Source organism: Pantoea sp. MBLJ3, from assembly GCF_000816655.1.
Taxonomy (GTDB): Bacteria; Pseudomonadota; Gammaproteobacteria; order Enterobacterales; family Enterobacteriaceae; genus Pantoea; species Pantoea eucalypti.
The window spans coordinates 911204-925445 of the sequence record NZ_JSUT01000005.1 but is presented as its reverse complement, the minus strand read 5'-3'; the positions used below and the strand labels follow the sequence as shown (position 1 = coordinate 925445).

Annotated in this window: 10 protein-coding genes; 7 read left to right on the top strand and 3 right to left on the bottom strand. The window is 52.7% G+C overall.

What is annotated here, in order from left to right:
* Nucleotides 1-203 precede the first annotated feature (203 nt).
* The 6 genes from yeaG to NP77_RS10655 all read left to right on the top strand — a co-directional run bounded on the left by yeaG (nt 204) and on the right by NP77_RS10655 (nt 8948).
* Nucleotides 204-2138 carry a protein kinase YeaG gene (gene yeaG, locus NP77_RS10680; protein WP_003852739.1) on the top strand — a complete coding sequence of 645 codons (1935 nt, stop codon included), beginning with the start codon at nt 204-206 and terminating at the stop codon, nt 2136-2138.
* Nucleotides 2139-2223: 85 nt separating this feature from the next.
* On the top strand, nt 2224-3498 hold the full coding sequence (locus NP77_RS10675) for a YeaH/YhbH family protein (RefSeq protein WP_003852738.1): 1275 nt from the start codon (nt 2224-2226) through the stop codon (nt 3496-3498).
* A gap of 248 nt (nt 3499-3746) precedes the next feature.
* Nucleotides 3747-5474, top strand: coding sequence for a potassium/proton antiporter (locus tag NP77_RS10670; RefSeq protein ID WP_003852737.1), 1728 nt, complete (start codon nt 3747-3749; stop codon nt 5472-5474).
* 78 nt (nt 5475-5552) lie between these two features.
* Nucleotides 5553-5786 carry a DUF1480 family protein gene (locus NP77_RS10665; protein WP_003852736.1) on the top strand — a complete coding sequence of 78 codons (234 nt, stop codon included), beginning with the start codon at nt 5553-5555 and terminating at the stop codon, nt 5784-5786.
* Between the two features lie 376 nt (nt 5787-6162).
* Nucleotides 6163-7629: an undecaprenyl-phosphate galactose phosphotransferase WbaP gene (wbaP, locus tag NP77_RS10660; RefSeq protein WP_008925307.1), complete on the top strand. Its 1467-nt coding sequence runs from the start codon at nt 6163-6165 to the stop codon at nt 7627-7629.
* A gap of 125 nt (nt 7630-7754) precedes the next feature.
* On the top strand, nt 7755-8948 hold the full coding sequence (locus NP77_RS10655) for a multidrug effflux MFS transporter (RefSeq protein WP_039660089.1): 1194 nt from the start codon (nt 7755-7757) through the stop codon (nt 8946-8948).
* Here NP77_RS10655 and dadX read toward each other — a convergent pair.
* Nucleotides 8941-10011, bottom strand: coding sequence for a catabolic alanine racemase DadX (gene dadX, locus NP77_RS10650; RefSeq protein ID WP_039660087.1), 1071 nt, complete (start codon nt 10009-10011; stop codon nt 8941-8943). The genes NP77_RS10655 and dadX overlap by 8 nt on opposite strands.
* A gap of 19 nt (nt 10012-10030) precedes the next feature.
* Nucleotides 10031-11332, bottom strand: coding sequence for a D-amino acid dehydrogenase (locus NP77_RS10645; RefSeq protein WP_033762787.1), 1302 nt, complete (start codon nt 11330-11332; stop codon nt 10031-10033).
* A gap of 504 nt (nt 11333-11836) precedes the next feature.
* Between NP77_RS10645 and NP77_RS10635 the strand changes: the two genes are divergently transcribed.
* A complete protein-coding gene (locus tag NP77_RS10635; protein ID WP_003852729.1) occupies nt 11837-13372 on the top strand; it encodes a SpoVR family protein in 1536 nt (511 codons plus the stop codon).
* Between the two features lie 59 nt (nt 13373-13431).
* Here the strand turns inward: NP77_RS10635 and fadR are convergent, their stop codons facing one another.
* Complete coding sequence (fadR, locus tag NP77_RS10630; protein ID WP_003852726.1) at nt 13432-14151, bottom strand: fatty acid metabolism transcriptional regulator FadR; 720 nt, start codon at nt 14149-14151, stop codon at nt 13432-13434.
* Between the last annotated feature and the right edge of the window lie 91 nt (nt 14152-14242).

The window sequence follows — 14242 nt, the reverse complement described above, 5'->3', positions numbered from 1 at the left end:
AATTTCCTAGAAGCCATCTACAGTTAGAAGTAACAGCATAGAATTTGACCGAGCAGAGTAACCACAAACGTTGTGTATCCCGATAAAAAAGATCAGGTTGGCATAAGGGTTGCTGTACTCAACAGAGAATATCTTCCGGGAGCTGCTACAAGTCATTAATTGTGCTCCTTACCTGTGCTAAAAACGAAAGGACGGGCATCGCTATGAATATATTCGATCACTATCGTCAGCGTTATGAAGCTGCCAAGGACGAAGAGTTCACACTGCAGGAATTTCTTGCTATCTGTAAGCAGGACCGCAGTGCATACGCCAACGCTGCAGAGCGACTGTTAATGGCTATCGGAGAGCCGGTAATGGTCGACACTGCTCAGGAGCCACGCCTTTCCAGAATATTCTCCAACCGTGTGATGGGACGCTATCCAGCGTTCGAGGAGTTTTACGGCATGGAGGAAGCGATTGAACAGATCGTCTCCTACCTGAAACATGCCGCTCAGGGACTGGAAGAGAAAAAACAGATCCTCTATTTGCTGGGGCCGGTCGGTGGCGGTAAATCCTCACTGGCGGAACGGCTTAAGTCGCTGATGCAGCGGGTGCCTATTTATGTGCTCAGTGCTGACGGCGAACGCAGCCCGGTAAATGACCACCCTCTTTGCCTGTTCAATCCGCAGGAAGATGCGCACATTCTTGAAAAAGAGTATGGCGTACCGCGCCGCTACCTCGGCACGATTATGTCGCCATGGGCCGCTAAACGTCTGCACGATTTTGGTGGTGATATTTCACGCTTCAAAGTCGTTAAAGTCTGGCCGTCGATTCTGGAACAGCTGGCGATTGCTAAAACTGAACCCGGCGATGAGAACAACCAGGATATCTCTGCGCTGGTGGGTAAAGTGGATATCCGTAAACTGGAAAACCATGCGCAAAACGATCCCGATGCCTACGGCTACTCCGGTGCCCTCTGCCGCGCGAACCAGGGCATCATGGAGTTCGTCGAGATGTTTAAAGCGCCGATTAAAGTGCTGCATCCGTTACTGACGGCGACGCAGGAAGGGAACTATAACGGTACCGAAGGCATTTCGGCCCTGCCGTTCAACGGCATTATTCTGGCGCACTCCAACGAATCTGAATGGGTGACGTTCCGTAACAACAAAAATAATGAGGCGTTCCTTGACCGTGTCTATATCGTCAAGGTGCCCTATTGCCTGCGGGTCTCTGAAGAGATCAAAATCTACGACAAGTTGCTTAACCACAGTGAGCTGGCGACCTCGCCCTGCGCACCTGGCACGCTGGAAACGCTGGCACGCTTCTCTATCCTGTCGCGCCTGAAAGATCCTGAGAACTCCAGTATCTATTCCAAAATGCGGGTGTACGATGGTGAAAGCCTCAAAGATACCGACCCTAAAGCGAAGTCCTGGCAGGAGTATCACGACTACGCCGGTGTGGATGAGGGGATGAACGGTCTCTCGACCCGCTTTGCCTTTAAAATCCTGTCACGGGTGTTTAACTTCGACCACGCTGAAGTGGCCGCCAACCCGGTTCATCTGTTCTATGTGCTGGAGCAGCAGATTGAACGTGAGCAGTTTCCACAGGATCAGGCAGAGAAATACCTTGAACATCTTAAAGGCTATCTGATTCCTAAATACGCTGAGTTTATCGGCAAAGAGATTCAGACTGCTTATCTGGAGTCCTACTCTGAGTATGGTCAGAACATCTTTGACCGCTATGTCACTTATGCTGACTTCTGGATTCAGGATCAGGAGTATCGCGATCCCGATACCGGACAGCTGTTTGATCGTGAATCGCTCAATGCGGAACTGGAGAAAATTGAGAAACCCGCTGGCATCAGTAACCCGAAAGACTTCCGTAATGAGATCGTCAATTTTGTGCTGCGCGCCAGAGCACATAATAATGGTCGCAATCCAAACTGGACCAGTTACGAGAAGTTACGCACGGTAATTGAGAAGAAAATGTTCTCGAATACCGAGGAGTTACTGCCGGTGATTTCGTTCAATACCAAGACCTCTACCGATGAGCAGAAAAAACATGATGATTTTGTCGATCGCATGATGGAAAAAGGCTATACCCGCAAACAGGTTCGCCTGCTGTGTGAATGGTATCTGCGTGTGCGTAAATCGTCCTGATAGAGGTAAGCTTGCCGGTAAGTGATACCGGTCTGACAGGGTCGGGTGCGCCCGACCTGCTTACAATGTAGTTTGGGGGAATACCATGGCCTATTTCATCGATCGCCGGCTTAACGGTAAGAACAAGAGCGCGGTTAACCGCCAGCGCTTTCTTCGCCGTTATAAGTCGCAAATTAAGCAGTCGATCTCCGAGGCCATCAATAAACGCTCGGTGACCGACGTCAGCAGCGGCGAGTCCGTCTCTATACCTATTGACGACATCAATGAGCCGATTTTCCATCAGGGACGCGGCGGAAATCGTCATCGGGTCCATCCGGGTAACGACCATTTTGTGCAGAATGACCGTGTTGAGCGTCCACAGGGCGGCGGCGGCGGTGGCAGCGGACAGGGTAATGCCAGTCAGGATGGTGAAGGACAGGATGAGTTTGTCTTTCAGATCTCGAAGGATGAGTACCTTGACCTGCTGTTTGAAGATCTTGCCCTGCCTAATCTGCGCCGCAACCAGCATCGTCAGCTTAATGAATATAAGACTCACCGTGCCGGTTTCACCTCTAACGGCGTACCAGCCAATATCAGCGTCGTGCGTTCGCTACAGAACTCACTGGCGCGTCGTACCGCAATGACGGCAGGGAAACGCCGTATGCTGCATGAACTGGAAGAGACGCTGCAGGAGATTGAGAAAACTGAACCTGCTCAGTTGCTGGAGGAGGAGCGGCTACGCAAAGAGATCGCTGAATTGCGGGCGCGCATCGAACGGGTGCCCTTTATCGACACCTTCGATCTGCGCTACAAAAACTTTGAGAAACGCCCGGAGCCTTCCAGCCAGGCGGTCATGTTCTGTCTGATGGATGTCTCAGGTTCGATGGATCAGGCCACCAAGGATATGGCGAAACGCTTCTATATCCTGCTTTACCTGTTCCTGAGCCGCACCTACAAGAACGTTGATGTGGTTTATATCCGTCATCACACGCAGGCCAAAGAGGTGGACGAACAGGAGTTCTTCTACTCTCAGGAGACGGGCGGCACCATCGTGTCCAGTGCACTGAAACTGATGGATGAAGTCGTAAAAGAACGCTATGACCCGGCGCAGTGGAATATCTACGCGGCGCAGGCATCGGACGGTGACAACTGGGCTGACGATTCACCGCTCTGTCATGAGATTCTGGCGAAGCATATTCTGCCGGTCGTGCGTTATTACAGCTATATCGAAATCACCCGCCGTGCGCATCAGACGCTGTGGCGTGAGTATGAGCATCTGCAGGCAACCTTCGATAACTTTGCCATTGAACATATTCGCGAACCGGAAGATATCTATCCGGTGTTCCGATCGCTGTTTCATAAACAGGCAACGGAAGCCTGACCCACCAGGCCGGTTAATCACCGGCTTTTTTTATCTGCCGAATAACCTGCTAAAACAGTCTGTTTTCTCCCGCTTGCCTGCCAACCCCCTCATTCTTCACATTAATCTGATTCCATACCCTCTTCAGCAATTGGTATAATGATCATTTTCACAATGACAACTCCTTGATAAAACATTATCTTTCAGAGATAGCATGGATATTTGTCAGCAGTTGCTGCAGCGCACTGTCATATCTCAGGAGACCGGGTTTGAACCACACTATTGTCTACAGTCTTTTTATCATCGGTTCCGTGCTGGTAGCATCGAGCATTCTGCTCAGCTCTTTCTCATCCCGACTGGGCATTCCTATTCTGGTTATCTTCCTCGCACTGGGTATGCTCACCGGTGTTGATGGTATCGGCGGCATCGCTTTCGATAACTATCCCGCGGCTTACTTAATTTCTAACCTGGCGCTGGCGATCATCCTGCTGGATGGCGGTATGCGAACCAAAGCCAGCTCGTTTAAAGTCGCGCTCGGGCCTGCGCTGTCGCTGGCCACCGTCGGCGTGATGATCACCGCAGGTTTAACGGGCGTCGTGGCCGCATGGCTCTTTAACCTTGACATGATGCAGGGCTTCCTGATTGGTGCCATTATTGGCTCTACGGATGCTGCTGCGGTCTTCTCACTGCTGGGTGATAAAGGCCTCAATGAGCGCGTCAGCTCCACGCTGGAGATTGAATCGGGCAGCAACGACCCGATGGCCGTGTTTCTCACCATTACCCTGATTGAAATGATTGAACAGGGCCGCAGCGGCCTTGACTGGATGTTCCTGGTGCATCTGGTACAGCAGTTCGGTCTGGGTATCGTATTAGGCCTGGGCGGCGGCTGGGCGCTGCAGCAACTGATAAACCGTATCAGTCTGGCTCCTGGCCTTTACCCGTTGCTGGCGTTGAGTGGCGGCATTCTGGTGTTCGCGCTGACCACGGTATTAGAGGGCAGCGGTATTCTGGCGGTCTATCTCTGTGGCTTCTTACTGGGCAACCGCCCGATTCGTAACCGCCACGGCATTCTGCAGACCTTTGACGGTATGGCCTGGCTCAGTCAGATTGGCATGTTCATTGTGCTGGGCCTGCTGGTCACACCCTCTGATTTGTGGCACATCGCGGTGCCAGCCATGCTCCTCTCGCTGTGGCTGATTCTGGTGGCACGTCCACTGTCGGTCTTTATTGGCCTGCTGCCATTTCGCAACTTCACGACCCGTGAACGGGTCTTTATCAGCTGGGTCGGCTTACGTGGTGCGGTACCGATTATTCTTGCGGTCTTCCCGATGATGGCAGGCTTAGAGAACGCCTCGCTCTATTTTAATATCGCTTTCTTTGTGGTGCTGGTCTCCCTGATGCTGCAGGGCACCTCACTGGGCTTTGCTGCCAAAAAAGCCAAAGTGGTGGTGCCGCCAACCGCTTCACCTATCAGCCGTGTGGGTCTGGATATTCATCCGGAAAATCCCTGGGAGCAGTTCGTCTACCAGCTCAGCGCCGACAAGTGGTGTGTCGGTGCCGCACTGCGTGACCTGCAGATGCCACGCGAGACGCGCATTGCTGCTCTGTTTCGTGACAATGTGCTGATGCATCCCAATGGCGGGACGCGTCTGAAAGAGAACGACGTTATCTGCGTCATTGGCCGCGAGCGCGATCTTCCCGCGCTGGGCAAAATGTTCAGTCAGTCACCGCCGGTTTCGCTCGACCAGCGCTTCTTCGGCGACTTTATTCTGGATGCAGAAGCTCGCCTGCGCGATGTTGCGCAGATTTACGGACTGGAACTGGATGAGAGCACGAATGATCAGCAGTCACTGGGACAGCTGGTTCTGGCTATGCTCGGCGGTTCACCGGTGGTCGGCGATCAGGTGGAGTGGAATCAACTGACATGGACTGTTGCTGAGAAAGAGGATAACCGTATTGTGAAAATTGGTGTCCGGCCAGCGGAAGAGAAGGAATAATCCTAATGATTCAGCCACGTTATTTTCTCTCAATACGCTAAGCTTAACGTTCTATGCCAGTAAAAACGGGAGAAATGAATGGGACACGTGGTTAAAATTGGTCGTTATGAGATTGTTGATGCCGATCTTGGCGGTGAGAATCCGGACACTGTCAGTATCCCCTGTCACACTAATCCCGGTTTAATTACGCAACTTGATGGCTGGGATCGTGATACCAGCGTCCCGGCCTGGATTGACGGTGAACCGGTGAATCTGCAAATCGGCCATTACGATAAACAGCAGGACCGCTGGATTTTGAAGAAACCTGCCTGATGCGCGATCATTACCGCCAGTCGTCAGATTCGGCGGTAATTCCTAAAAAGCGTCTTAAACAGTTTAGTTATAACTGACCCCTTCCTTATTTTATCTAATTAAATCCACAAGTTAGCTATTTAAAACTTTAATCAGTTTTGATGTTTTCAGATTTTTTCCGTATTAACTCTGTCAAATAACTCCTGCATACTCATTCTCAATGCTGCAACATTCCGTGATTATCATCACGCTTTAATCGTTATCTTTTTTGCAGCTGTACTGGCTTTACTGACTGCAACAGACTGAAAATTATTTTTTAATTTTTCAGAGGCCCACTCCTGAGCGCGCACCTGATTCTGGTCAGGCCATCTTTTACTTGAGAAAGAGAGCAGGTTTTATGGCAAGTACATTGATAATGAATAGCCCGAGCCGCTCATGGAGCGGTACGCGTAAAAATATCATCGTGAAATTCGCCCTGAGCTTTTCCGATCTGATTGCACTTAACCTGGCACTGTTTTTATCTGCCGCGACGATACAAGGTATTTGGGGCGAGCTGGATACCTTTATTCCACCGCACCAGATCGAATATCGTTTCGTGGCACAGTTTATTATGTCAGTAATGTGTACCGGCTGGTTCTGGGTACGTCTGCGTCACTATACTTATCGCAAACCGTTCTGGTTTGAGCTTAAAGAGATCGTTAAAACATTATTTGTTTTTTCACTGCTCGACCTCGCACTGATCGCTTTTTCTAAATGGGACTTCTCCCGCATGGTGTGGGTCTTCAGCTGGACATATGCCCTGCTACTGCTCCCACTGATGCGTGCTCTGGTGAAACGCGCCATCAACAAGGCGGGCCAGTGGCAGAAAGAGACCATCATTATCGGTTCCGGCCGCAATGCCACCGAAGCTTATGCGGCGCTGCAGAGTGAAGAGATCCTGGGCTACAACGTGCAGGCCTTTATCTCGGTTGATGATGTTCCTGCCCAGCAGAGCGTGAATGGCGTGCCCGTTATCACCTGGAAAGACATTAACTGGCAGACCATTGACCGCGATAACGTGCAGTTTATTGTTGCCATGGAGTATGAGCAGCAGCCAATGCGCGATCGCTGGCTGAAATTCCTGTCGAAGATGAACTGCCGTTCAGTCTCAGTGATCCCTACGCTGCGCGGTGTACCGCTTTATGGTACGGACATGTCCTTTATCTTTAGCCATGAAGTGATGATCCTGCGCGTCAGCAACAACCTGGCGAAACACTCCTCCCGTTTCATGAAGCGTGCCTTTGACATCGTGGTGGCGTCAATGCTGCTGCTGTTCCTTGGCCCGATCTTCGCCCTGCTCTGCTACATGGTGAAACGCGATGGCGGCAATGCAATTTATGGTCACGAACGCGTGGGCCAGAATGGCAAAAAATTCAAATGCCTGAAATTCCGTTCCATGGTGACCAATTCAAAAGAGGTGCTGGAGAAATTACTGGCAACCAGTGAAGAGGCGCGGATTGAGTGGGACAAAGATTTCAAACTGAAAAACGACCCGCGCGTGACCCGTATTGGTAGCTTCCTGCGAAAAACCAGTCTGGATGAGTTACCGCAGTTATGGAACGTGATCCGCGGCGAGATGAGCCTGGTGGGTCCGCGTCCGGTTATCGAAGCGGAGCTGGAGCGTTACGCGGGTGATGTCGACTATTACCTGATGGCCAAACCCGGCATGACAGGTCTTTGGCAGGTCAGCGGACGTAACGATATCGACTATGACACTCGCGTCTACTTTGACTCCTGGTATGTCAAAAACTGGGCGCTCTGGACCGATATCGCGATCCTGTTTAAAACCGCAGGGGTGGTATTACGCCGCGACGGCGCCTACTAGGCCTTTAATGCGATGCCTGTTTACAGCAGGCATCGCACTTTCCGCACGACTTCCTCTATCTTTTTTGCCTCTGAATCATTACCCTCTTCGATCGTTTTTCAACAGAACGTTACCCTCTGGTTGTTATGCAAAAATTTACGCTGCTGTTATTAAGCCTGGTGCTGCTGGCACCCTTAGGCATTGATCTCTATTTGCCCACGCTGCCACAAATCGCAGAAGGGCTGGATACGCCGGTTAACCTGGTTCAGACCACGATTCCGCTGTTTCTGCTGGTCATGGGGCTGGGACAACTGGTCACGGGTCCGCTGGTGGACAACTATGGCCGCAAGCCGATTGCCCTGCTGGGACTTGCGCTTTACATCGCCGGCAGTGCTATCGCTGCCACGGCGACATCATTCCCGCTGTTCGTCGTTGCTCGTCTGGTGCAGGGCTGTGGCGTCTGTTGTAGCGCCGTTGTCGCCTTTAGCGGCGTGCGCGACCGCCTGAGTGGCGATGATGCCGCACGCGCCTATGGATTCCTGAACGGCGCACTGAATATCGTTCCGGCACTCGCTCCGTTACTGGGTGGCCTGCTGGCCAGCGCCTTTGACTGGCGCGCGCCCTTCTGGTTCCTCTGCGCCTATGGTCTGCTGATTACGCTGCTGGTGATTATCTGGCTGCCCGAGACGCGCCCGGCAGATACCCTGCGGGTGAAAGGATTACCGGTTAAGCAGTACGCTGAAATCCTGCGTCAGCCGCGTTTTCTGGCGTTCGCTTTTGCCAATGCCGGTGCGCTGGGCATGGTGCTGACCTACGTGTCACTGGCACCACAGGTATTAATGACCGAAGGCGGCCTGACGCCGATCCAGTTCTCGTTTGCTTTCGGGGCCAACGGTTTCTGGATTATGTTTGTCAGCATGTTTGTGAATAAAGCGATTCGCAAAGCGGGTCGCCCTTTCTGTCTGGCAATGGGTTTTTTAACGATGCTGCTGGGGGCGGTACTACTGATGGCGGGAACGCAGATATTTCCGGCGGAAATGCAAACACACTGGGCGCTCTACATGTTCCCGGTGGCGTTATCGGTTGCCGGACTGGCCTTTACGGTAGGACCCGCCACCAGCTATGCGCTGGAGCCGTATCAGCAACAGGCAGGCGTGGCGTCCGCCCTGCAGGGATTTATTCAGATGGCTGGTGGTGCAGCAGGCAGCCTGGTAATCGTTGCGCTGCCGGTGGCGGAGAAGCTCTCGCTGAGCCTGATGATGCTGCTGGGTGCAGCGCTGGCGTTTATCGCCTGGCGCTGCAGCAGAAAGATGCGCGGCAGCCTGACCGCGCTTAAATAACGGTGACCGGAACGCGGGGTGCCAGGGCGCACATCAGCTCATACCCTACCGTTCCGGCTGCTTTTGCGACCTGATCGATTTTCACCTGCTCACCCCACAGCTCAACGGCTGAGCCAATGCCAGCCTGAGGGCAAGGCGTTAAGTCCACGGTAATCATATCCATGGAGACGGCTCCCACCACCTGCGTCATTACACCATCGACGCAGACCGGCGTGCCGGTTGGGGCATGACGCGGATAGCCATCAGCGTAACCGCAGGCCACCACGCCAATCCGCTGCGCCGTGCTGGCATGATAGCGATAGCCGTAACCCACGCCATCGCCAGCCTGTAATTGCTGAACCGCGATAATCTCACTGCTTAAGGTCATCACCGGCTGCAGGCCACTGCCTGCAATGTCCTGCCAGTTACCGCTGGGCGATGCGCCATACAGAATGATGCCAGGACGAACCCAGTCAAAATGCGCTTCAGGATGCCATAAGGTGCAGGCGGAGTTAGAGAGCGATCGCGGGCAGCTCAACCCTTCTGCCGCCTGCTCAATGCGCTGCAGCGGTGCAACTAAACCCTGCGGATTTTCAGCATCGGCGAAATGCGCCATCAGCGTCATCTCACCGACATTGCTCAGCGCCCGCAGTTTCTGCCACGCGCCGTTGACCTGCTCCGGGCGAAAGCCCAGACGGTTCATCCCGCTGTTCATTTTGAGATAAATATCAACCGGGGCAGAGAGTTGGGCACTGGCCAGTGCTTTGATTTGCCAGTTGCTGTGCACACTGGTAGTCAGACGATAGCGATCGATTAACTGCAAATCTTCTGGCTGGAAAAATCCCTCCAGTAACAGAATCGGTTTTTTCCAGCCCTGCTCACGCAGCTGAATCGCCTCCTCCATATTAAGCAGTGCGAAGCCGTCAGTGGCAGATAACGCCTCGCGGACGCGTTCAATACCATGGCCGTAAGCATTCGCTTTCACCACTGACCAGACGCGGGATGCAGGTGCCGCCTGGCGAACGACCGCCAGGTTCTGACGTAACGCCTGCTGATTGATGGTAGCGATAATCGGACGTGACATCCTCTCTCTCCCTGAAGACTTAACGAGTTGCGTTGGCGTTACGCAGCGGCGATGACGTCGCCGCGAAACCGGGTAAGTAGCGGAACACCGCTAAGTCATCCGCCGCAATGGCAGGCTTTTTACCGGAGATGAGATCGGCCAGCAGCTGACCAGAACCACACGCCATCGTCCAGCCCAGCGTACCGTGACCGGTATTGAGCCAGAGATTAGAAATTGGCGTGGCACCCACAATCGGCGTACCGTCTGGCGTCATCGGACGCAGCCCGGTCCAGAAACTCGCCTGCGCGACATGACCGCCTTCAGGATAGAGATCACTGACGACCATCTCCAGCGTTTCCCGACGTGCTTCAGTGAGTCTGGTGTTAAAACCAACAATCTCTGCCATGCCACCCACACGAATACGATCGTCAAAACGGGTCACCGCCACTTTGTAAGTCTCATCCAGAATGGTCGAAACCGGCGCAGCGTCAGGGTTTTTAATCGGAATGGTCAGAGAGTAGCCTTTTAGCGGATAGACCGGGATATCAATGACATTTTTTAACAGCGCGGTGGAGTAAGAACCAAAGGCCACCACATAACTATCCGCCTTGATGATCTCCTCACCACACTTCACACCATAAATACGATTGCCATCGCGCAGCAGGTGGTCAACCGGGGTGTTAAAGCGGAAAACGACGCCCGCCTCTTCGGCCATTTTTGCCAGACGCTGAGTGAAAAGCTGACAGTCACCGGTTTCATCGTTGGGCAGCCGTAATCCGCCAGTGAGTTTATGCTGCGTTGCCGCCAGAGCTGGCTCAACGCGTGACAGTTCATGCGCCTCTAACAGCTCATAGGGCACGCCCGCGTCGCGCAGCACGGCAATATCTTTGCTGGCGCTGTCAAACTGCTGTTGAGTGCGGAACAATTGTAATGTTCCACCCTGACGACCTTCATAGGCGATGCCGGTCTCAGAACGCAGCGCTTTCATGCAGTCGCGACTGTACTCGGCAATCCGTACCATGCGGCTTTTGTTCTGCTGATAGTGGTTGATGTCGCAGTTACGCAGCATGCGCCACATCCACTCCAGCTGAAAACTGCTGCCATCCAGCCGGATAGCCAGCGGCGCGTGGCGCTGAAACATCCACTTCACGGCTTTCAATGGCACGCCTGGCGCGGCCCAGGGTGCGGCATAACCGGGTGAGATCTGACCGGCATTACCCGCGCTGGTCTCCATCGCCGCCGCGGGTTGACGATCGATGACGGTCACCTGATGTCCGGCGCGCGCCAGATACCAGGCGCTTGCCACTCCCACCACACCACTTCCAAGAATTACAACGTGCATAGCTCCCCCACCCGGCATGTAAAAGCATAATTCACTGTTAAGAAGATGATAGTCAGCGGATTTACACAGCGGACATCACCCCATAAATTCAGCATCCATTTCACATCTTTTTCACTTTTCAGGTAACTAAAATCTTGCTGCCCGGCTAATTTCAGCGCTTTATGCGCCTTAATCACGAAAGACAGAAATAAATGACAACAGTGGCAGCTAAATCTGCGCATTGCAGGAGAATCCTTCAACCCCATACATTCCGCTTATAAACAGGATTATATTCCGCATTTTAAATTAATAGTCGCATCAAAGGCTGTTAAATTCTCTGCTGCAACACTCTTAATGATTTTGTGCCAAAGAATTCATTTGAGTTCGCATTTCGGATAAGCGACAGTGGGCTATCATTGTTGTGTTCGCTCAGTTTTTTTCGGGTTCCCTTTTTCAGGACGAAGCCTTAAATAACCAGAACGGGTTGTCTTTCGGGTCAGCCGGTTTGCAAAAAAGAGGTGCGCTATGACGACAATCTTTGACGAAGCCATCAGAGACAGCAAACGACTCAATGACGGACCAGACTGGACATTCGAACTGCTTGATGTCTATTTAGCAGAGATCGACCGGGTGGCTAAACTCTACCGGCTTGATACCTACCCGCACCAAATCGAAGTGATCACCTCTGAACAAATGATGGATGCCTATTCCAGCGTCGGCATGCCCATCAACTATTCACACTGGTCATTCGGTAAAAAGTTTATCGAGACCGAGCAGCGTTATAAGCACGGTCAGCAGGGGCTGGCCTATGAGATTGTCATCAACTCGAACCCCTGCATCGCCTACCTGATGGAAGAGAACACCATGACCATGCAGGCGCTGGTGATGGCGCATGCCTGCTATGGTCACAACTCATTCTTCAAAAATAATTATCTGTTCCGCAGCTGGACCGATGCCGGCTCAATTGTCGATTATCTGCTGTTTGCCAAAAACTATATCAGTGACTGCGAAGAGCGCTATGGCGTCGAAGAGGTCGAGCGACTACTCGATTCCTGCCATGCCTTAATGAATTATGGCGTCGATCGCTATAAACGCCCGCAGAAGATCTCCCTGCAGGAGGAGAAGGCGCGCCAGAAAAGTCGTGAAGAGTATCTGCAAAGTCAGGTAAACACATTGTGGCGCACGCTGCCACGACGTGAGACCGAGGCGGTGGCTTTTGAAGCCGCACGCTACCCTTCTGAGCCGCAGGAAAACCTGCTCTATTTTATGGAAAAAAACGCCCCGCTGCTGGAGTCCTGGCAGCGTGAGATCCTGCGCATCGTGCGCAAGGTAAGCCAGTATTTCTATCCACAGAAACAGACCCAGGTGATGAATGAGGGCTGGGCAACCTTCTGGCACTACACCATCCTGAATCACCTGTATGACGAAGGCAAAGTGTCGGAACGCTTTATGATGGAGTTCCTGCACAGTCACACCAATGTGGTGTTTCAGCCGCCTTATAACAGTCAGTGGTACAACGGTATCAACCCTTACGCCTTAGGGTTTGCGATGATGCAGGACATCAAGCGCATCTGTCAGTCGCCAACGGAAGAGGACCGCTACTGGTTCCCGGATATCGCCGGTTCCGACTGGCTGGAAACACTGCATTTTGCGATGCGTGAGTTCAAGGATGAGAGTTTTATCAGCCAGTTCCTGTCGCCGAAAGTGATGCGCGATTTCCGGCTGTTCACTGTGCTGGATGATGACCGCAATAACTATCTCGAAATCGCCGCGATCCACGATGAAGCGGGTTACCGGGCGATTCGTCAGCAACTTTCCGCACAGTACAACCTGAGTAATCTTGAGCCTAACATTCAGGTTTACAACGTTGATGTGCGCGGTGACCGTTCGCTGACACTGCGCTATGTGCCGCAGAGCCGCACGCCGCTGGATAAGAGCCGTCGCGAGGTGCTGAAGCATGTGCATCGCCTGTGGGGGTTCGATGTGATTCTGGAACAGCAGAACGAGGATGGCAGTGTGGAGCTGCTGGACCGCAATCCGCCACGCGGTTCTTCACTTTGAGGGGTCAGTTGAAGGTGACGGCTTAGAAACAAAAAACCGGACGCGATGTCCGGTTTTTTTTAACGTTTGTTGCCGAGATCGTCAGGCAAGTTTTTCTGCATGCTGTGCCAGATTTCACCGCTACGGCGACCATAGTTGCGCACCACATCCACAATCTCATCCTGTCCTGGTTCTTTATCGCACAGCGCCAGAAGCTTAAGATAGAAATCGCGCGCGACCTGGCGAGCTTCCGGATTAGAGAAGTAGTGACGACCAACGCGAGTATAGAGGCCTTTCAGGCCATTCAGAATCAAACCATAAATCGGGTTACCTGACGCAAATGCCAGGCCACGGAACACCCGATAATCAAGTTCGGTATAGGCATCAGCCTGATCGGCTGCGGCACTGACTGTCTCCAGCACTTCACGCGCTTTATCCGGATGATGACGCAGCGCTCGGCTGATAAAAATCGATGAAATGTTGCTGCGGACAGACAGCAGGTTGTCGATTAACACGGGAACGCTGTCGTGATCGAGACGGGCCAGGGTTTCCAGAATATTGAGGCCGGAGGTCTCCCAGAAATCGTTTACCCGTGTCGGTTTGCCATGCTGAATCGTCAGCCAGCCATCGCGTGCCAGTCGCTGCAGCACCTCACGCAAGGTAGTGCGCGTTACCCCAATCAATTCAGAAAGCTCACGCTCAGCAGGAAGAATCGATCCGGGCGGAAAGCGACTGTTCCAGATGCTTTCAATAATATACTCTTCAGCAAATCCCGCTGGACTCTGAGCCTTTATAACCATAGCAATGTGTTCTCGTTGCTTTTCTCATCATGATGGGGACTCATCATACCAGACGCCCTATAGCGGATATAGCCTGCGTACTCATTAAACC

Bases quoted from the DNA above. Each gene is read 5' to 3' on its own strand.
- NP77_RS10635 (WP_003852729.1), top strand. From the start codon at position 11,837: ATGACGACAATCTTTGACGAAGCCATCAGAGACAGCAAACGACTCAAT.
- dadX (WP_039660087.1), bottom strand. From the start codon at position 10,011: ATGTCACGTCCGATTATCGCTACCATCAATCAGCAGGCGTTACGTCAG.
- NP77_RS10665 (WP_003852736.1), top strand. From the start codon at position 5,553: ATGGGACACGTGGTTAAAATTGGTCGTTATGAGATTGTTGATGCCGAT.
- NP77_RS10675 (WP_003852738.1), top strand. From the start codon at position 2,224: ATGGCCTATTTCATCGATCGCCGGCTTAACGGTAAGAACAAGAGCGCG.
- fadR (WP_003852726.1), bottom strand. From the start codon at position 14,151: ATGGTTATAAAGGCTCAGAGTCCAGCGGGATTTGCTGAAGAGTATATT.
- yeaG (WP_003852739.1), top strand. From the start codon at position 204: ATGAATATATTCGATCACTATCGTCAGCGTTATGAAGCTGCCAAGGAC.
- NP77_RS10655 (WP_039660089.1), top strand. From the start codon at position 7,755: ATGCAAAAATTTACGCTGCTGTTATTAAGCCTGGTGCTGCTGGCACCC.
- NP77_RS10645 (WP_033762787.1), bottom strand. From the start codon at position 11,332: ATGCACGTTGTAATTCTTGGAAGTGGTGTGGTGGGAGTGGCAAGCGCC.
- wbaP (WP_008925307.1), top strand. From the start codon at position 6,163: ATGGCAAGTACATTGATAATGAATAGCCCGAGCCGCTCATGGAGCGGT.